The following is a 19835-nucleotide window of genomic DNA, read 5'->3' as shown; positions in this document are numbered from 1 at the left end:
ACACAATCACAAATTAAATTTGTGATTGTGCAATATTAATGCAAATCTTTCCAGATTTTTCTTTTCCAAGCATAAGCAAGTAATGCCATCACAGCAAAGAATATCATAATCTTAATACCCAAAGCATCTCTTTGAGGCTTTTTACTATCACCTACTTTTTGGAGATACTCAATAACTTGTTTTTCAGCCTTTTGATCCAAGCCAACTCGTGGCATTGAAGTTCCCGGAAGAAGTTTTTGAGGATCATTGATAAAAACACTCAAGGTTTTTTCACCTCTGCTTCTGATCATCATTGACAAATCAGGTGCCTTAGCTCCCAAGTATTTTTCCAAATCTTCTGCAGGAGTGAGCGCATAAGTTTTATCATAAGAAACACTATGGCATCGTTGGCAAGCCTGTGCAAAAACTTCCTTATCTGTAAGACTTTTTGGAGCTATAGAAACCAAATAAGCCACGATATTTGAAATATCATCATTACTCATCCAATCATATGCAGGCATCGGATAAGGATTAGCATCACCAAATTTATGTGTGAGTTTAGTAGCCTCAATAGGATTTTTAATAAAATTAGCTAAAAAATTATGGTCAAACACAGCCCCTACATCGGATAAATCAGGAGGAACAACCCCATAAGCTGCACCAGCTGAAGCATTGTCCATAGGAGCTGGCATATTTTGAGATTTGATGCTATGGCAAGCTGTACAATTCTCTTCTACAAGTTTTTTACCTTTTTGAGCATCCCCTGTACTCAAATCCATTTTTTTCAAATCCTTAAAAGTATAATCTGCCGGAGCGACTTTAGGGTGCATAATCGAATGAGCCAAAGGCTCCACACCCCAATAAATAATCCCAATGACAACGATCAAAAGAATAAGTATTTTGAGCTCTTTCATTGAACACCTCCTTTTTTTCTTTCAACAATTGTAATGATGGGTAAAACAATGATAAACAAAACCAAAAATGCAATGGAAGCCACAAAGCCTACATAAATATTCATTCCCTCTGGAGGCAACTTACCATAAATGGTTAAGACGATCAAATCCAGCACTATCAACCAAAACCAAATGAAAAATGCAGGTCTTTTATGTGCAGGGGCAACCTTTGAACTTCTGTCAAGCCAAGGCAAAAAGAAGAAGATTATCTGAGCAATGCCAAAAGCAATCAAACCAAGATCAGCACTAAAGAAAAATCCTCTCAATACTTCATAACTCCACAAGAAATACCACTCAGGATAAATATGAGTAGGGGTTTTTAAGCTATCTGCAGGATCAAAATTTACCGGATCCATCGCAAAATCATAATGATAACAAACCAAATAAAAGAAAAATATCATAAAGGTGCAAATCACAAAAATATCTTTTGAAAGGAAAACAGGCCAAAATGGAATGACTTTAGATTCTTTTTTCTTGCCTTCAAGATATTTTTTTTCTTCAGCTTCAAAATCAAGAACTTCGCCATATTGGTTATTGACGTGAGGGACTCTGAGTGAATAAAAATGCACTACAATTAAAATTATAATCACAACTGGCAACAAAAATACGTGAAGCATAAAAAATCGCGTCAAAGTCGCATCAGCCACAACATAGTTTCCTCGAATCCATTCAACCACATCATTTCCAATAAAAGGAATGCCGCCAAACAAATTGGTAATAACCGTAGCAGCCCAATAACTCATTTGTCCCCAAGGCAACATATAACCGCTAAAAGCCTCTGCAGAAAATACCACAAATAAGAGCATACCACTAACCCAAATCATCTCTCTGCCATTTTTATAAGAACCATAATAAATAGCGACAAACATATGAATATAGATAATCACAAATATCATACTTGCAGCAACTGCGTGAATATGTCTCCAAAGCCAGCCGTAAGCAACTTCTTGCATAATTGTATAATTGACACTATCAAAAGCCATTTTTGCATCAGGCTTATAATACATCAATAAAAAAATCCCCGAAACCACAAGAACCGTAAATAAAGCAGTTAAAACTACTCCCATCGCCCACAAAAAATTAATATTTTTAGGGATCCAATACTCTGTCATCAAAACTTTTGTAAGTTTTTTAACCCCCAACCTCTGATCAAGCCAATCAATCAAGCCATCAGCTTTTCTAATTTCTGCCATTTTCTTCTCCTTATGCCTTGCCTATCATTTTTTGATACTCAGCCCCTGTTTCGCCAAAGACAATTTTTGTCCCATCGATTTTAAAAGGAGGGATATCAAAAGGTCTTGGAGGAGGAGTTCCGGGTACATTTATCCCATCAAGAGTGAATTTACCCCCGTGACAAGGACACAAAAATTCTTTTTCTTCCGGATGAAAAATAGGGATACACCCCAAATGAGTGCAAATCTGAATACCTACGGTAAAAACATCTTCACCTATTTTAAAATCCCTTTGTGGGTTAAATGGATCTGCCTTATTTTTTTTGATGATATAAACAGGCTTGCCGCGCCATTCTACTTGAGAAAGCTCACCTTCTTTCATATTACTGACATCTGCAGTTGTGAAACCTGCAGAAACCACACTTGGAAGAGGATCCCAAGTTTTTTTCATAGCGACAAGGGAAGCGATTGCACCTACGGCAGTAACGCCCCCAAGTGTCATCCCCAAAAAATCGCGTCTTTTAATTTCAGCCATTGTTGTTAATTCTCCTTTATTTAGTTTTGCAAGTCGATTTTATTGTTTCGCAGAAAAACCAGCTGTATTTTAGTTTATTTAGACTTAAATATTTTTGATAAGAGAACAATTTAGTTCTTAATTTCCTTATAAATGTTTCAAAGCGAAATCAAGCAAAATTTTTTGACAAAAAACTTTCATAAAATTACAGATCAAACGTAATCATAAACAAAACATTCTTATAATTATATTTAAAGTATTTGATTATTTATAATACCAACAAATATTTTTGATACAATTATCGGGAAATTACGCACTTTAATAAATAAACTTAGGAAAGAATTGATGAATAAAATTCCTGCTTTACCCCAAAATATTGTCAAATCGCTGATAAATTTTTTATACCAAGAAGCAAAAAATCGCGGTTTTAACAGAGTTGTTTTAGGCGTCAGTGGCGGCATAGACAGTGCTGTTGTGGCAGTGTTGTGTAAAATGACTTTCGGCAACCACCTTCAAGCCTTGCTAATGCCTTCAATTACATCATCTAAATCCAGTTTGACAGATGGCATAGCATTATGTGAGCAATTTGAAATCCCCTATCAAGTCCAATCAATCAATCAATATGATGAAGCTTTCAGGATGAACCATAAAGATGCTGATCTCATCCGTAAAGGAAATTTCTGCACCCGAATTAGAATGTCTCTTCTTTATGATCTTTCTCAAGAGATTCGCGCACTTGTAGTAGGCACAAGCAATAAAAGTGAATTAATGCTAGGCTATGGAACCATTCACGGGGATCTTGCTTGTGCTATTAACCCAATCGGAAATTTTTTCAAAACTCAAGTTTATGAGCTTGCAAAACTGCTCAATATCCCCAAAAATATCATTGATAAAAAACCAAGCGCGGATTTATATGCTGGTCAAAGCGATGAAGAAGAGTTGGGCTATAAATATTCAGATGTTGATCAATTACTATTTGATATTTGTAAAATTTATGATGATTTTTCTAAAATTGATATCAAAAAACTAATTCCGTTGGGTTACAATAAAGAAATGTTAAACTCTATTGTCCCAAGAATTAAAAAGAATCTGTTCAAACGCAATTTACCCATCACCTATAAGCTCGATTAAGAATGTTTCAGATTGATAATATTTCAAAAATCGCTTCTTTATAATGCGATTGATTGAACGTTATTTTTATAAACCTGCTTTTTGGCAAAAGGGGCTTGCCCTGCTTCTGCTGCCCTTTTCTTTTCTCTATTGCATCATTGCAACAATCAGGCGAAAAATAGCAATTTTTAAGGACTTTCAAATTCCTATAGTCAGTATTGGAAATCTTGTTGCTGGCGGGAGCGGTAAAACACCTTTCATCATCGAAATTGCTAAAGATTATAAAAACTTTGCCATTATTTCTAGAGGATACAAAAGGAAATCAAAAGGTCTTTTAATTGTGAGTCAAGAAGGGCAAATCCTGATCTCTCAAAAAGAAGCAGGTGATGAGGCATATTTGATTGCTAAAATGGCGAAAAATGCAACCGTTATTGTAAGCAAAAAGCGAGATCTTGCCATTCAAAAAGCAAAAGAACTCAATTGTAAGATGATTCTTCTTGATGATGGATTTCGATTTAAATTTAAAAAGCTTAATATTTTATTAAAACCAAAACTAGATCCTTATTTCAGATTTTGCATTCCTAGTGGGCTTTATCGCGAAAATCCCTCTTTGTATAAAAGCGCAGATATTTTAGCACTTGAAGGCATTGATTATAAAAGAGAGGTAGAAATCATAAATCCTACCGAAAGAATGTTACTTGTAACAGCTATTGCCAACCCTTCAAGGTTGGAAGAATATATCCCTAATATCGTGGGAAAATTGATTTTCAAAGATCACGCCCAATTCAATATCCCTTATTTAATATCAGAAACAAAAAAACACAACGCCACTTCCTTGCTTATCACCCAAAAAGATGAAGTCAAACTCCAAGAATGCCCTATTCCATTAAGCATTATGGAATTAAAACTTTGGATCGATCCTCAAATTAAGGAAAAAATTCGCCATTATATTGGCTCATATGCCTAAATTTCTAAAAGCTTCTTGTTTTTTAGGCGAAAAATCCGCGAACATTTTTTTGCAATTTCTTCATCGTGAGTGGCAAGCACAAGAATTCCATTCGTATTTTGTATATATCGGCACATTGTCTCCATCACATTCCAAGCAGTGGCTTTATCTAAATTTCCGGTAGGTTCATCAGCAAAAATGATTTTAGGTTTTTTTGTCAATACCCTCGCAATAGAAAGACGTTGTTGCTGCCCCCCGCTAAGCTCTCCTACGTTTTGATGGATAACGCTTCTGATTCCTAAGGATTCAAGCAAATCTTCCTCAATGGGCTGATTGGATAAAATCGAAGCAACTTTAAGGTTTTCACTCCCGCTAAAACCTCGAAACAAATAATGTGACTGAAAAATAATCCCCACTTCATAACGGCGAATCTCTAAAAGTTTAGTTGGGGGCAAGGAGTAAATATCATCGTATTCAAAAAGCTTCACACTTCCTTTGATCGGCTTTAGCATAGTGGAAAGATTGTTTAAAATCGTTGATTTTCCACTTCCACTAACCCCAAGAATCGCTACAGACTCTCTAGGTAAAATCTCAAGATTGAGATCCTCATACAACAATGTTTCAAAATGATGCGATAGTTGGGTGGCTTTTAGCATAATATTTCTCCTACAAATTCTCATCGCCCAAAACAAAAGGCGATACAATATAAGATGGGGATTGATTGATACTATGAATAATGGTTGTATCATAAATTCTAGCGTAGTATTTAATCAGTATTCTTTGCAAAAAAGGTTCAATACTAGGGACAAACCAACCATTATTGCTGATTAAAATGAGGTATTGAGGTCTTTTTTCATACGTGATTTTTGAAGTTCCCTCATAACAAATTGCACTTGCAAACAAACTTTTTCCTATTTGAAACTCTTCAAATGTTTTTCCCTGACTCAATCCGTATCCCTCTCCAAAAAAATACTTATAAAGAGGTCTTGCTATAAAATCAGGGAATGGAATCTTTTCGCCAAAAGGAGCTAAAACAACCTTATCGGCGTAAGTAAAATTTCCATTTTCAAACAAATAGGCACTATTATAAACCTTTTGTTTTTCTTTGCGTAAAGCCCCTACGACAATAGCAATTTCACGGCTCAAATTTTCCAATTCTTCCATCAAATAACTTTCATTTAAGGCAAAAGGAAAAGCAGTTTCAGGCAAAATAACAATATCCTTGCCATCTAAAATCGCCTTTTGGATCAAATTCAAATTTTGCCTGATAATGTTTTGAATATTTTCAGACTCCCATTTTGAATCTTGATTGACATATGTAGTTGTAACTGCCATCTTTAAGGGCAAAACACTCTTTCCGCTTATCCCACCCCAATCAAGAGCTAGAAGCAAAAAACAAACTCCAAAAATTTTATAAACCCTCTTAAAATAAATCAGCGCCCACACTCCTGAAACAATGCAAAAAAAACTCAACTTATCCACACCAAATACGCTATAAGAAAAAAAGGAATCAATCACAAGCCAATCAAACCCAAAAGGATGGATATAGCTCATTACCATCAATGTAAAAATTCGATAAAAAGGCGAGTTAAAAAACAATAAAAAATAAAAAATAATCCCATAAACCAAACCCACAAAAACCATTACAAAGGGGATCAAAAACACTGATGGAGAATATCGAAAGCTAAGTCCAGTCCAATAAAACAACCCCAATCCAACAAAAAAACCAAACCAGAACCCTAACTTTTTTGGCACTCCAAACCAAACCCCTATGCTTAGAAGAGCAAAAATACTCTCATAAATAATCAAACCAATTTTCCAATCTTTATAAAAAAACAATGCACTCCCATACACCGGAATTAAAAAAATTGCCGCCAAAACAAAAGAACTTAAAAGATAAATGCCCAGAATTTTGAATGAAAATAAGGTTTTTAATCCCATCTGTCTTTGCTTTAAATCAATTGATTTTATCTTGCTGTCCATATCTCTCTCAAATTTAATATCTTGATGCAAAAAACAAAATTTCAATTTTTGGGTCACAATTTTTATTTTTAGCTTATTTATTGTAGAATGATAGCCTTTTAAAACTGAAAATTACAGGTAACAAATGAGCTATATAGACTTGATATTGATCGTTATCATCATAATAATAGGACTAAGAGGGTTTTACAACGGGTTTGTAAATGAAATTTCGGGCGTATTAGGCATCGTACTTGGAGTTTTTTTCGCTTCGAGATTTGCCTCTAGTATGGGGAATTGGTTCACAACAAATATCCATAATTTCAATAGTGTTTCTCTTGCAAGCCTCATAGGTTTTGTAATTATTTTAGCAGTTATTTGGGTGACTTTTTTGATTTTGGGCGTGATTATTGGCAAATTCGTTAAAATCAGCGACTTTGCAATTGTAGATAAAACACTCGGTTTCATTTTTTCGTGTTGCAAGGTATTTTTAATCATCGGTTTTATTCTTTTTGGAATTTCCAAACTGAATTTTATGAAAGAACTTGATGTACATATGAGTCAAAATAGTAAAATCTATGGCATTATGAACACAATCTCTTCCTCTGTTATGAAGCTCCAAAGCGTTCAAGAAACTGCAAACAATATAAAAAATATTAGCCAACCTGCAACAGATTCAGCCCAAAAAACCATAGAAGAAACCAACCAAAACATCACCGATTCCATTAAAAATTCAGCCGAAAGCATCTATAAAAACATTCCTTCTCAAATCAAAGAAAAAACGCAGGAATAAAGCTATGTTCGAAAACCAATACATAAAACAAAGAATTCAAAAAGCCCAAGATTTAAAGCAAGAGAATAAGAATCCTTACCGAAATGATGCGAAAAAAACAATTTCAAACGCTGTATTTATCCAAAATTTCGAACATCTCAAAACCCTTGAAGAGCCAAAAGACCCTTCAAAAAAATACTCTGTCGCTGGCAGGGTAAAATTTTTGCGCTTAATGGGCAAGGCTTGCTTCATCAAGATCGAAGACCAAAGCGGCATTCTCCAAGCCTACTTGTCTCAAAATGATCTTGGAGAAGATTTTATTTTGATAAAAAAAAATCTTGAAGTTGGCGATATTGTAAATGTCTATGGCTATCCTTTTGTTACTAAAACAGGGGAACTCAGTATTCATACTTTAGAATTTAAAATACTCACCAAATCCATCATTCCTTTGCCTGAAAAATTTCACGGTCTCACTGATATTGAACTCAGATATAGACAACGCTATCTTGATCTCATTGTCAATCCCAATGTAAAAGAAATCTTTAAAATACGTAGCCTCATCATCTCCAATATAAGAAAATTCTTTGAAGAAGAAGGATTTTTAGAGGTTGAAACACCGATGTTGCACCCTATTCCTGGAGGAGCAAACGCCAAGCCTTTCATCACTCATCACAACGCTCTTGATGTCGAAAGATATCTAAGAATTGCCCCTGAACTCTATCTTAAGCGTCTTATTGTGGGTGGTTTTGAAGCCGTATTTGAGATCAATAGAAATTTCAGAAATGAAGGGATGGATCATTCACATAACCCTGAATTTACAATGATTGAATTTTATTGGGCATATAAAACTTATGAAGACTTGATTGGACTGACACAAAAACTATTTGCTTATCTTTTAGAGAAGCTCAATCTACCTAAAAAAATTCAGCACGGGCAACATCAAATTGATTTTGAAGATTTTAAAATTATCCCTTATAAAAAAGCCTTAGAAGAAATTGGAGGCATCTCAAAAGAAGTTATCGAAAATGAAACCAAACTCAAAGCTTTCCTCCAAAGCCATCAAATAAAAATCGATCCTACAATGACTTATGGAAAACTTTTAAGCGAAGCATTTGATGAATTTGTCGAACCAAAGCTTATTAACCCCACTTTTATCACACAATACCCCATTGACATCAGCCCTTTAGCACGAAGAAACGACACCGATCCTCAAATTGCTGATAGATTTGAACTCTTTATTGGGGGAAAAGAAATTGCCAACGGCTTTAGTGAGCTTAACGACCCTTTAGATCAACTCGAAAGATTCAAAGCCCAAGTTAAAGCCAAAGATGCTGGAGATGAGGAGGCTCAATATATGGATGAAGACTATGTTTGGGCATTAGGATACGGAATGGCTCCCACAGCAGGGGAAGGTATCGGTATTGACAGACTTGTAATGTTATTAACCGATTCAAAAACAATCAAAGATGTGATTCTGTTTCCTGCAATGAAGCCAATTAAAATGAATTATGATGATTCAATCACACAAGAAGAAAAGGAATAGCCTATGGAATACTCTATGCAACATTCAGACAAAGAAATTTTCACCCTTATTGAAAAAGAACTTCAAAGACAAAACGATCATTTAGAAATGATTGCGAGTGAAAACTATACGTTTCCAAGCGTTATGGAGGCAATGGGAAGTGTCCTTACAAACAAATACGCCGAAGGTTATCCTGGAAAAAGATACTATGGGGGTTGCGAATTTGTAGATGAAATAGAAACGATTGCCATCAAAAGGGCTAAAGAACTATTTGGATGTGCATTTGCAAATGTCCAACCACATTCAGGCAGTCAAGCCAATGGCGCCGTCTATGCTGCCTTGCTCAAACCCTATGATAAAATATTGGGAATGGATTTAAGCCACGGCGGGCATTTAACCCACGGAGCAAAAGTAAGCGTAACAGGACAAATCTATCAAAGTTTTTTCTATGGAGTGGAGCTTGATGGAAGAATCAATTATGAAAAAGTAGCCGAATACGCTAAAGTCATTAAACCTAAAATGATCGTATGCGGATTTTCAGCCTATACACGCGAACTTGATTTCAAAAAATTCAGAGAAATCGCAGATAGTGTCGGGGCTTTACTGATGGGGGATATAGCCCATATTGCAGGTCTTGTAGTAGCAGATGAATACCCCAATCCATTCCCCCATTGCCATATTGTAACCACAACCACTCACAAAACCCTTCGAGGTCCAAGAGGCGGAATAATCCTTACAAATGATGAAGAAATATCCCAAAAAATCAACAAAGCAGTATTTCCAGGTCTGCAAGGGGGTCCATTGATGCATATTATTGCTGCAAAAGCCATAGGTTTTGGCGAAAATTTGAAACCTCAATGGAAAGCCTATGCCAAACAAATCAAAACAAATATCAAAAAAATGGCAGATGTATTGATCAATAGGGGTTATAATCTTGTAAGTGGCGGCACAGACAACCATCTGATTTTGATGAGTTTTTTAGACAAACCTTTCAGTGGTAAAGATGCCGATATTGCTCTTGGCAATGCAGGGATCACCGTCAATAAAAATACCGTTCCAGGCGAACATAGAAGTCCTTTTGTTACTAGTGGAATCAGAATAGGTTCCCCTGCACTCACAGCTAGAGGAATGAAAGAAAACGAATTTGAATGGATCGGCAATAAAATTGCTGATATTCTTGACGATATTAACAATGCATCATTGCAAAGCCGTATTAAAGAAGAAATCAAACAAATGACAAAAGGATTTAAAGCTTATGAAAAACCTATTTTTAAAGTGAATCTATGACCGAAATGGATTTAAAACTGATCAAAATGAACACATCTTGTTATTATCAGAAAAAAGATGGATTGGGTAAAAAGATTGCCCATATGGGCAAAACTTTTTTTGACAAATTTGAAAAAGTGGATTCTATGCTCACAAGCTCTCTAATACAGAAACATTTTAAAAAAGAAATAACAATTGCTCATTCTCTGATACTTCAAGAAACAAAAGTTGAAAACATTGTTTTTGATTACAATGGAAGAAATACTGAAAAGTTCTACCACAAGGCTCAATTAATGCTAAGAGAAGAAGGTTTTATCAACTTTACGGCCTATCATTCAAAAAGTCCAGGTCATCTTCATCTTTATATCCACAAAGGTCACACCGAATTGGGAGAAGGAAAAAGACTTGCTAGAATGCTTTCAATGAAACTTTCTCAAACTTTTCCGATAGAATGGAGGGTATTCCCCAATGATGAAATGCCTCAAGAATTCAACATATTAGTATTGCCCTATGAAGTTTATGCAAAAGAACGCGGTGCTTCGTGGGCCAGACATCTTTAATTTATGACAAGGAGTAGAAAATGGAAGAAAAAAAAGAGTTAAATAAGATTTTATTAGGTGATGAGAACAATCATCAATCATCAAAAACTAAAAAAATGATCTTAATGATCATTATAGCGATTGTGGTTATCTTGATTTTATTGATTATTTTTTGGAAAATGACTCGAGAAGAACCCAAAGAGCAATCAATGACTACAGATACTTCTATTGAAAAAATGGATGCGTTGCATAGCAATGAAGCTCTTGATAATAACGATGATTTTGAAAATATGTCCATTGATGATATGTCTAAAACAGAAGAGGAAAATAAGTTTGACAAAATCGTTCAAGATATCAAATCAAAACAATTAGCCAACAATCAAGAAGCTTCACAAAATAATACCGATCAAGCAAAAGTTCAACCAAAAGAAGAAAAGCCCTTAGTGTCTCAAAATGTTCAAAGCAATGCCCCTGAACAAAAGCCTCAGGCAAAAGAAACTCTCAAGGAGACTAAAAAAGTCACAAAAGAAACCAAACAACCCACCAAACAACCCCTAGCTTCAAAAGCTCACGAAGACAAAAAAGTCCAAAAACAAACCCCTCCTCCGGCACAAAAACCCAAACAAAAATCTACAGCAACTACACCAGTAAAAACATCAAGTGCCAAAAACGGATCTGCAGCTTCACCTGGGCATTACTTGCAAATTGGTGCATTTACAAAAACACCCAACAAAGAATTCCTTGAAAAAATCAGCAAATACAACTACCGCACACAAACATCTCTCATCAATGGACAAACCATTACAAAATACCTTATAGGACCCTATCAATCAAGAACAGATGCAAATAGAGATGTTTTAAAAATTACTACTGAGATTGGCAAACCTGTACATATTCAAATCAAATAAATCTCACAAATGAGATTTATTCAAAGATTTCAAACTATTTAGAAATCTTTGAAAGTGCGTCCAATACCCCATTTATAAACTTAGGGGCATTGTCCCCACCATATATTTTTCCAAGCTCTACAGCTTCATTGATGATCACAGGAATGTCTGTTTGTGTGAATTTGATCTCATAAGCACCTAAACGCAAAATAGATCTCTCCATACCCCCAAGTCTTTCAAAATCCCAATCTTTAAGCTGGCTTTTAATGATCCCATCAAGTGCTTCAAGATTTGTTAAAACACCCTCAAAAAGACCTAGTGCAAATTCTTGTTGTTTATTTTTAATCTTTTTTTCTTCCAACATACTCCCAGCAAAGTCTTTAATTTTCACATTCCCGCTGTCATAGGCATACAATAAACCTACTACAGCTTCCCTAGCCTGAGTTCTTGTCGCCATCTATCAAACCAACTGCTTATAGAGATTCACAAGCTCAATCAATGCATTCATCGCTTCAAAACCTTTATTCCCAGCCTTGCTTCCAGCTCTTTCAATTGCTTGTTCCACGCTGTCTGTAGTCAAGACACCAAAACTCACAGGGGTTGTATATTTAAGAGTCGTATTAGCAATGCCTTTTGTAGCTTCTGCACTGACATAATCAAAATGTGGCGTTCCTCCACGAATAATCGCTCCAAGAGTACAAATGCCATCGTATTTTCTGCTATCAAGCACCCTATCCAAAACAAAAGGCAATTCATAAGCACCTGGAACCAAAATCAAATCAAGTTTTTGCTTATCTCCATTATGACGCAAAAAACTATCTTCAGCCCCTTCTATAAGCCGATCTGTAATAATATGGTTAAATCTAGAAGCAATGATTGCAATCCTCTCATTTCCATTTAAGCCAATTTTACCTTCTATAGTATTCATTTCAAAACTCCTTGTATATCCAAAATTTGACCCACCAATTCAGGCAGTTTATCCGTAGGCACCATATTAGGACCATCACTTAAGGCATTTTTGGGATCTAAATGGGTTTCCATAAAAAATCCATCTACCCCCACAGCTGCAGCAGCTCTAGCAAGATAAGGGACAAATGAACTATCCCCTCCGCTTTTTCCTCCAGAACTTCCAGGCATTTGAACGCTATGAGTAGCATCAAAAATAACTGGGGCGAATTCACGCATAATAACCAAGCTTCTCATATCTACAACCAAATTTCCATAACCAAAACTTGATCCTCGCTCACAAAGCCAAATACCGTATTTTTCAGCCTCACTATATTTGACCTCATCCCCGCCTCTTGTACGAAGAGCTTTAAGAACAGAATATTTCATATCAGCAGGATTCATAAATTGACCCTTTTTGATATTCACGATTTTATCTGTTTTAGCAACCGCTACAATCAAATCCGTTTGCCTACACAAAAATGCTGGTATCTGAATAATATCGGCCACCATCGCTATTGTCTTTGCCTGATAGCTTTCGTGAATGTCTGTGATGATCTTATAACCAAACTCTTTTTTAATCTGTGCAAGCATTTCCATACCGCTCTCAAGACCTGGACCACGATAGCTCTCAAGACTCGTTCGATTTGCTTTATCAAAACTCGCTTTAAAATAAAAATCGATTTTTGGATCACTAGCTAAAGGCTTTAGCTTTAAAGCTGTAGCATAAAGATTTTCATAGCTTTCTATGACGCAAGGACCGCTTAAAAGTACCATTTTTTTCATTGCTTTTTCTCTTTATTGATAGGTTTAAATTCACGCGTAATCATATTGTAATTGAGTATTTCACCAGTTTCAATAATATAATACCAACCATAAATATTTAACTCCCCTCGATCAAAGCGTTCTTCTACAAAAGGATAAGTCATCAAGTTTTCAAGTTGTTGCTCAATATTAATCTGTTCAGTGAGCCAAATCTGCTTGGATTTACTGCTTGGATTTAAAGCGGCAACTTTTTTTTTCACCGGTTCTAAAAGTTCGATCCATTTTTTAACATAAGGGGCATTTTCAAGCTTAGCAGGAGGATCATAGATAGCACTGCAAGCCCCGCAATTGCTATGCCCGCAAATGATAATGTTTTTTATACCCAAAATATTAAGTGCGTATTCGATTGAAGCAGTTGTGGCTAAATACCCTGCACGAATCATATTGTCATTTTCCCTGTAAGGGGGGATAATATTTCCCATATTTCTCACAACAAACAAATCCCCTGGCAAAGTATTTGTGATCAAATTTGGCACCACTCTAGAATCCACGCAAGAAATAAATAAAGTATGAGGCTCTTGGTGTATTTTTAAACTTTCATAAAGATCTTTATATTTGATATAATCATCTTCTTGAAATTTCAATGCTCCTTCAAACAACTCTCTCAATCTGCACCTTTCTTCAAACGCTTTAAAAAGTCTTGAATTATACCAAAGTAATAGCATATAATACTAAACTTGCATTTAGCTCAATCTTGCGCATAAAGGACGGAGTTTGTCAGAAATCATCAGCTTTATCGTAGAAACTGTGGGGAGTTTGGGATATTTTGGTATCTTCATTATGATGTTTTTGGAATCAAGTTTTTTTCCTTTTCCATCTGAAGTGGTGATGATCCCAGCAGGCTATTTAGCATATAAAGGGGAAATGAATATTTATATTGCTATCGGATTTGGTATTTTAGGGAGCTTAAGTGGGGCTTTATTTAATTATTACCTTGCCTTAAAATTTGGCAGAAGTTTTATCGTCTCTTATGGAAAATACTTCTTTTTCAGTGAGAATTCAATGAAAAAGATGGAAAAATATTTTCAAAAACACGGCGAAATCAGCACCTTTTTAGGCAGACTTATCCCTGCTGTAAGACAATATATCTCCTTGCCCGCAGGTCTTGCAAAAATGAATCTGATCAAATTCTGTATCTATAGCATAGCAGGCGCAGGAATCTGGGTAGCGATCTTGACAATTTTTGGCTATTACATTGGCATATGGCTAGGTGATACAATCGATACTCAAAGCATCATTGAAGCATTTGCCACAAAGCCTTTAGGTGCAAACGAAACCGATATTAAATCACGCTTGCATTATATCGTGCTCATTACCCTCGTGATAGTTTGTATGAGTGCATTAGGATATATTTTATACCAAAAAAGAAAAAGGAAATAAATGCAGTTATGCGTTGCTTTAGACCTTGAAGAAAAGACTAAAAATCTGACACTTCTAAGAATTCTTAGAGGATTAGATATCTGGGTAAAAGTTGGATTGCGGGCTTATATTCGTGATGGCGCAGGTTTTATTGAAGAGATAAAAAAAATTGATATGAATTTTAAAATTTTTCTAGACTTAAAACTTTATGACATCCCCAATACAATGGCAGATGCTGCCCTAGAGTGTGCCAAAACAGGCATCGATATGATCACTTTGCACACAAGTAGCGGAAAAATAGGAATGCAAAGCGTGATGGAACGCCTGCAAAATTCCTCCAAACGTCCTTTGGTATTTGGAGTAACTGCTCTCACAAGCTTTGATTCACAAGATTTTCAAACCATTTATAATACATCTTTAGAAAAACACGCGCCTCTCTTAGCAAAAATAGCGTATGAAAGCGGGATTGATGGAGCAGTATGTTCGGTTTATGAAAGCCTTGCAATCAAACAAGCAACAAGTCCGAATTTTTTAACTCTCACCCCTGGAATTCGCCCTTTTAATGAAAGCACAAACGATCAAAAACGCGTTGCTGATCTTGCACAAGCAAAAAATGCTCTTTCGGATTTTATCGTTATCGGCAGACCCATTTATCAATCTGAAGATCCCCTTAAAACCGTTCAAAAAATCCTTCAAACCATACAAGGACTAAAAGAATGAAAACCCTACTTCTTCCCACAATCAAAGACCTCATCAGCTATCAAAAAACCTTGAATCAAAACTCTTACATCGGACTTGTTCCTACAATGGGAGCTTTGCACGAAGGTCATTTGAGTCTCATTAAGGCCTCCAAACAAAAAGATACCCACACGATTGTATCGATCTTTGTCAATCCTACTCAATTTGGACCTAATGAAGACTTCAGCAAATACCCTAGAGATATGCAAAAAGATCTACGTTTATGTGAAGAAAATGGAGTTGATGCAGTATTTGCTCCCCAAGTTTCTGATATGTATCCCAATCACGATGAAATATCTCTCAATCCGCCCAAAAATATGGGGTATGTCTATGAAGGTTTTATTCGTGAAGGGCATTTTAACGGCGTATTGGCAATCGTCTTAAAACTTTTTCATCTCATCAAACCCCATCACGCCTATTTTGGACAAAAAGATGCACAACAACTATTGATCATCAAAAGAATGGTGCAAGATCTTTTTCTCCCGATTCAAATCATTGCCTGCCCAACCCAAAGAGATGCCGACGGATTGGCTATGAGTTCAAGAAATATTTATCTCAGTCAAGAAGATAGAAAAAACGCCCTCAAAATCCCAAATGCTCTCAAAATTATCTCTCAAGCCATTGAAAGAGGTGAAACAAAATGTGCTTCACTCATTGAAGCGGGTAAAAAAGTACTTGAAAACATTGAGTTGGATTATCTTGCCATATGTGATTATAATCTCGCCCCGCTTGAAGAAATTCGAAAAAATGCAAGCATTGTCTTATTAGCTGCAAAAGTAGGCAAAACAAGACTGCTTGATAATTTGTGGATATGAAAGGAAATTTGTGAAAAAATTCTTAAAAATAGCTTTTCTTTGCACGCTGGGTCTTGACTCTGCTTATAGCTACGACAGCATTGATGAAGCTCTCAAAAACGGTGTCTCCAAAGGAGATGTTATTTTTTATGGAGACTATCAAGGATTGGGCAAGGGTCAAGCAACAAGCATCGGCAAAAATCTTGCCACTTACAGCTATCTTGGAAATACAGGTTACTTTTTGGGAAGCGTTGGCTTAAGTTATACTTCAGGATTCTATAAAAATATTCGTGCCGCTGTGGGTTTTAGAGCAGCTGCCCCATTTTATAATGCCCATAAAAACCTATTAATACCCCAAATACCCAATATCAGAAATGCTGGAAAAGGAGATGCTTCTAAGGATTTTTTTAACCACAATCAAGCCGCACTTGCAGAATCTTTTTTGGAATATTTTGATGGAGACACAAATATAAAAGCTGGAAGATTTATCATTCCCAATGAATGGATCAATACGATGAGCGATGGAGTTTGGATACGCAATCGCTCTATTGATAAATTAATGCTTGAAGGATTTTGGATCAATGATTATGGACGAATTGCCTACTATCAAATGACAGAATTTGACAGGGTCAATCCCTATTCGCGTTTTGGGCTTCTTAATTTAGCTCTCAAATACTATATTACCGAAACACTAACCATTAAAGCTTATACATTTTTCACTCCGAAAGTTTTCACTGCACTAGGAGCAAGGGCAAACGGAAAATTCAATATTTCAAGATTTTTTATCGGTGCAGATGTGGGCTATGCCTATAGTTTTGAAGGGAGTGAGCGTTATAGTGGCTATACCCATAATGCTTCAGCTTTGGACGCAAAAATTTTTTTTGGAATGGATTTTTTTGAAGTCGCAGCAGGCTATATCCATACCTCAAAAGATTCAGGATGGGGAAATCTTGATATTATGGGCGATAGCATTGATCCTTTTTTTATATGGGGTGGCAAGGCAATCAAAACTCAAAAAAATGGAAATCTGATCTATGCTGCCATCAGTGCAAACGTTAAAAGATTCAAATTTTCTCTAGCTTATGGCAGTACCTCTTATGGCATTTCTTCAAGACAAAATGAAATTAACTTTTCCACAGAAATCGGCTTTACCCATAATGTATTTGGGATTTTAAACGTTCTAAACACCCATAAAAGCTCTACTGGTATCCCAACCACTACTCAAATCAATGGCGGTATTCGATTGTCTTTTTAAAAATATAATAATAATTAATCTTAATTAGTTATAATTTTAAAAAATCCAAAAATCAGAGAATTGAATAAATGGAAGAAATTACCATAGTGCTTGTCGGACAGCCGAATGTAGGCAAAAGTTCTTTAATCAACAGCGTCAGTGGCGCACATCTTAAGGTTGGCAACTTTACGGGCGTTACCGTTGAAAAAGCAGAAGCTTCCCTATATTACAACGGCACAAAAATCACCATTATCGACCTTCCAGGAACTTATTCCCTAAGTGACTTCACGCTGGAAGAAAAAGTAACCAAAGAATTTTTAGAAAGCGGATCTTACGATATCATCTTAAATGTTCTTGATGCAACTAATTTGGAGCGAAATCTTGCTCTAACAACTCAAGTATTAGGGTTAAACAAAAAAACCATAGTTGCCTTAAATATGTGGGATGAAGCCCAAAAAGAAAAAATCATCATTAATGAAAAGCTCCTTTCAGAAATACTAGGAGTGCAATGTATCCCAACTTCAGCAAGCAAACACTTTGATATGAATTTTTTACTCCAATCAATCATTGATCTTTATAAAGCTGATTTCAAACCACCAAAAAGAATTTATACAGATTTTATTGAGACCCAAATCCAAACGCTTGTAAATTTCCTCACACAAAAATCATACCCTGAAATTTCAGTTTTTTTAACTCACGATAAAAATAAAGAACACTTCACCCTAAGACAAGTTGCTGTAATGCTGCTATCCCAACAAACCTTTATTTATTCATATTTACACGATAAGGCCTGTTGGCTTGAACTCTCTAAAGTTGTCAATTCTTCTATCCAATCCCTTTATAAATGCTCTGGAGAAAGCAATGTCCAAAATATATTTGCTTCAGATGCACTTGCTTTTGGTAAAGGAGCAGCTCAAGAAGTGATTTCATTCCCCAAAAAATCCTTGCGCCAAGCCCAAAGTATTGATTCGATTTTGCTAAACCAATATTTTGGCTTGCCTATTTTTTTACTCTTTATGTTTATTCTTTTTTACCTAAGCTTTATCATTGGAGGAACACTCCAAACCTATGCCGAAGATGGCATAGGATGGTTTGGTGATTGGGTCAAATCAAGCATACCTGATGAAAACTTTGCCTCTTTAATAGGAGATGGTATCATCGGGGGCGTAGGAGCAGTCATTTCATTTTTACCTTTGATTATCATCTTATATTTTGGCATTTCACTTCTAGAATCCACCGGTTATATGTCACGTGTCGCTTTTTTGCTCGATGGAATTTTTCATAAATTCGGGCTTCACGGAAAAAGTTTTATTCCACTTGTTACAGGATTTGGATGTAGCGTTCCAGCCTATATGGCGACCCGCACCCTCCAAAACAAAAACGAACGACTCATTACCTTATTTATCATAGGGTTTATGAGCTGTAGCGCAAGACTTCCGATCTATGTCCTATTTATCGGTTCTTTTTTTCCTGATAAATACGCTGGAATCGTGTTATTTTGTATCTATTTTTTAGGTTCTTTGGTTGCTCTTTTAATGGCAAAGATCCTAAAACTCAGTGTCTTTAAAGGAAAAAACGAACCTTTTGTAATGGAAATGCCCAAATATCGACTTCCAAGCTGGAGAATAGTCTGGTTTAGCATTTATACAAAATCCCTAATGTATCTCAAAAAAGCAGGAACTTTTATCCTGATAGGTTCGATGCTCGTATGGTTTGCATCCCAATACCCTAAAAATCCTGAACTAAAAAAGCAATACGACGATAAAATAACCTCTGTAGAAAAAAACAAAAAAATTCCTCAAACCAAAAAAGAAGAAATGATTATAGACCTTAAAAATGAGCTTGAAGAATTCAACTTACAACAAAGCTATGCCGGACAAATAGGAATATTTTTAAAACCAATTTTTGCACCAATGAATTTTGATTGGCGGCTTTCCATTTCTCTTGTAACAGGATTTGCTGCAAAAGAAGTTGTAGTTTCTACTCTTGGAGTGCTTTATTCACTTGGAGACAGCGAAGATGAAAACTCTCAAAGCTTCAGAGAAACCTTAAGGAAAAACGTCAGCATTCCCTCTGCCATCGCTTTCATTATTTTTATTATGTTTTATATTCCCTGTTTTGCAGCTACCATCACATTTGGCAGAGAAGCAGGCGGGGTTAAATTTGTTTTTTATCTTTTTGCATTCACGACAATCACAGCTTATGTGTTTTCTCTACTTGGTTTTTATGCGACAAAATACGCTATGCTTTGGATTTTTTAAACATTTTTGAAAGTTTTTCAATCTTGGCTTTCCTTGACAAAAATAACAGGGTTTGAGTAT

The 19835-nt window shown here is 35.8% G+C and carries 21 protein-coding genes; 12 read left to right on the top strand and 9 right to left on the bottom strand.

Annotated features, from left to right (window positions below; genetic code table 11):
* Nucleotides 1–35 precede the first annotated feature (35 nt).
* From BKH41_RS06665 to petA, 3 genes are read right to left on the bottom strand one after another with little or no spacing between them, the layout of a single operon-like run.
* Nucleotides 36–893, bottom strand: a complete 858-nt coding sequence (locus tag BKH41_RS06665) for a c-type cytochrome (RefSeq protein ID WP_095298252.1) — start codon at nucleotides 891–893, stop codon at nucleotides 36–38.
* A complete protein-coding gene (locus tag BKH41_RS06660) occupies nucleotides 890–2125 on the bottom strand; it encodes a cytochrome bc complex cytochrome b subunit (protein ID WP_095298250.1) in 1236 nt (411 codons plus the stop codon). The genes BKH41_RS06665 and BKH41_RS06660 overlap by 4 nt, the downstream gene beginning before the upstream one ends.
* Before the next feature lie 10 nt (nucleotides 2126–2135).
* Complete coding sequence (gene petA / locus BKH41_RS06655) at nucleotides 2136–2639, bottom strand: ubiquinol-cytochrome c reductase iron-sulfur subunit (RefSeq protein WP_095298249.1); 504 nt, start codon at nucleotides 2637–2639, stop codon at nucleotides 2136–2138.
* 324 nt (nucleotides 2640–2963) lie between these two features.
* Here petA and BKH41_RS06650 point away from each other — a divergent pair, with 324 nt between their 5' ends.
* Nucleotides 2964–3749, top strand: a complete 786-nt coding sequence (locus BKH41_RS06650) for an NAD+ synthase (protein WP_095298247.1) — start codon at nucleotides 2964–2966, stop codon at nucleotides 3747–3749.
* A gap of 43 nt (nucleotides 3750–3792) precedes the next feature.
* Complete coding sequence (locus tag BKH41_RS06645; RefSeq protein ID WP_095298246.1) at nucleotides 3793–4695, top strand: tetraacyldisaccharide 4'-kinase; 903 nt, start codon at nucleotides 3793–3795, stop codon at nucleotides 4693–4695.
* On the opposite strand, the gene BKH41_RS06640 is transcribed toward BKH41_RS06645, so the two are convergent.
* Both BKH41_RS06640 and BKH41_RS06635 read right to left on the bottom strand, forming a co-directional pair.
* Complete coding sequence (locus BKH41_RS06640; RefSeq protein ID WP_095298244.1) at nucleotides 4692–5330, bottom strand: ATP-binding cassette domain-containing protein; 639 nt, start codon at nucleotides 5328–5330, stop codon at nucleotides 4692–4694. The two genes, BKH41_RS06645 and BKH41_RS06640, sit on opposite strands and share 4 nt — an antisense overlap.
* Before the next feature lie 10 nt (nucleotides 5331–5340).
* Nucleotides 5341–6615, bottom strand: coding sequence for an apolipoprotein N-acyltransferase (locus tag BKH41_RS06635; RefSeq protein WP_095298349.1), 1275 nt, complete (start codon nucleotides 6613–6615; stop codon nucleotides 5341–5343).
* Between the two features lie 166 nt (nucleotides 6616–6781).
* Here BKH41_RS06635 and BKH41_RS06630 point away from each other — a divergent pair, with 166 nt between their 5' ends.
* Genes BKH41_RS06630 through BKH41_RS06610 form a run of 5 tightly spaced genes read left to right on the top strand, consistent with a single transcriptional unit; the run spans nucleotide 6782 to nucleotide 11640 of the window.
* Nucleotides 6782–7426: a CvpA family protein gene (locus BKH41_RS06630; protein ID WP_095298243.1), complete on the top strand. Its 645-nt coding sequence runs from the start codon at nucleotides 6782–6784 to the stop codon at nucleotides 7424–7426.
* A gap of 4 nt (nucleotides 7427–7430) precedes the next feature.
* Nucleotides 7431–8948: a lysine--tRNA ligase gene (gene lysS / locus BKH41_RS06625; protein ID WP_095298240.1), complete on the top strand. Its 1518-nt coding sequence runs from the start codon at nucleotides 7431–7433 to the stop codon at nucleotides 8946–8948.
* A gap of 3 nt (nucleotides 8949–8951) precedes the next feature.
* Nucleotides 8952–10214 (top strand): serine hydroxymethyltransferase, encoded by a 1263-nt coding sequence (locus tag BKH41_RS06620; protein ID WP_095298238.1) that lies wholly within the window; start codon nucleotides 8952–8954, stop codon nucleotides 10212–10214.
* Nucleotides 10211–10753 carry a DUF1882 domain-containing protein gene (locus BKH41_RS06615; protein WP_095298236.1) on the top strand — a complete coding sequence of 181 codons (543 nt, stop codon included), beginning with the start codon at nucleotides 10211–10213 and terminating at the stop codon, nucleotides 10751–10753. The genes BKH41_RS06620 and BKH41_RS06615 overlap by 4 nt, the downstream gene beginning before the upstream one ends.
* 20 nt (nucleotides 10754–10773) lie before the next feature.
* Nucleotides 10774–11640 carry an SPOR domain-containing protein gene (locus tag BKH41_RS06610; RefSeq protein WP_095298234.1) on the top strand — a complete coding sequence of 289 codons (867 nt, stop codon included), beginning with the start codon at nucleotides 10774–10776 and terminating at the stop codon, nucleotides 11638–11640.
* A gap of 34 nt (nucleotides 11641–11674) precedes the next feature.
* Here BKH41_RS06610 and nusB read toward each other — a convergent pair whose 3' ends face one another.
* Genes nusB through BKH41_RS06590 form a run of 4 tightly spaced genes read right to left on the bottom strand, consistent with a single transcriptional unit; the run spans nucleotide 11675 to nucleotide 13997 of the window.
* Nucleotides 11675–12076: a transcription antitermination factor NusB gene (nusB, locus tag BKH41_RS06605; RefSeq protein WP_095298232.1), complete on the bottom strand. Its 402-nt coding sequence runs from the start codon at nucleotides 12074–12076 to the stop codon at nucleotides 11675–11677.
* A 3-nt stretch (nucleotides 12077–12079) separates the two neighbouring features.
* Entirely contained in the window at nucleotides 12080–12547 is a 468-nt protein-coding gene (ribH, locus tag BKH41_RS06600) for a 6,7-dimethyl-8-ribityllumazine synthase (RefSeq protein WP_095298231.1), read from the bottom strand.
* Complete coding sequence (kdsA, locus tag BKH41_RS06595; RefSeq protein ID WP_095298228.1) at nucleotides 12544–13350, bottom strand: 3-deoxy-8-phosphooctulonate synthase; 807 nt, start codon at nucleotides 13348–13350, stop codon at nucleotides 12544–12546. Before kdsA ends, ribH begins: the two co-directional genes overlap by 4 nt.
* Entirely contained in the window at nucleotides 13347–13997 is a 651-nt protein-coding gene (locus BKH41_RS06590; protein ID WP_095298225.1) for a carbonic anhydrase, read from the bottom strand. Before BKH41_RS06590 ends, kdsA begins: the two co-directional genes overlap by 4 nt.
* Before the next feature lie 106 nt (nucleotides 13998–14103).
* Here BKH41_RS06590 and BKH41_RS06585 point away from each other — a divergent pair, with 106 nt between their 5' ends.
* From BKH41_RS06585 to feoB, 5 genes are all read left to right on the top strand, one after another.
* Nucleotides 14104–14769, top strand: a complete 666-nt coding sequence (locus BKH41_RS06585) for a DedA family protein (RefSeq protein WP_257875432.1) — start codon at nucleotides 14104–14106, stop codon at nucleotides 14767–14769.
* Nucleotides 14770–15468 carry an orotidine-5'-phosphate decarboxylase gene (pyrF, locus tag BKH41_RS06580; protein WP_095298223.1) on the top strand — a complete coding sequence of 233 codons (699 nt, stop codon included), beginning with the start codon at nucleotides 14770–14772 and terminating at the stop codon, nucleotides 15466–15468. It begins immediately after the preceding gene.
* Complete coding sequence (gene panC / locus BKH41_RS06575) at nucleotides 15465–16301, top strand: pantoate--beta-alanine ligase (RefSeq protein WP_095298219.1); 837 nt, start codon at nucleotides 15465–15467, stop codon at nucleotides 16299–16301. The genes pyrF and panC overlap by 4 nt, the downstream gene beginning before the upstream one ends.
* Nucleotides 16302–16311: 10 nt before the next feature.
* Entirely contained in the window at nucleotides 16312–17535 is a 1224-nt protein-coding gene (locus tag BKH41_RS06570) for an Opr family porin (RefSeq protein WP_095298217.1), read from the top strand.
* A 68-nt stretch (nucleotides 17536–17603) separates the two neighbouring features.
* Nucleotides 17604–19775 carry a ferrous iron transport protein B gene (gene feoB / locus BKH41_RS06565; RefSeq protein WP_095298215.1) on the top strand — a complete coding sequence of 724 codons (2172 nt, stop codon included), beginning with the start codon at nucleotides 17604–17606 and terminating at the stop codon, nucleotides 19773–19775.
* Nucleotides 19776–19835 lie beyond the last annotated feature (60 nt).

Source organism: Helicobacter sp. 12S02232-10, assembly GCF_002272895.1.
Classification (GTDB): domain Bacteria; phylum Campylobacterota; class Campylobacteria; order Campylobacterales; family Helicobacteraceae; genus Helicobacter_J.
This window is presented reverse-complemented; position numbering and strand designations above follow the sequence as displayed.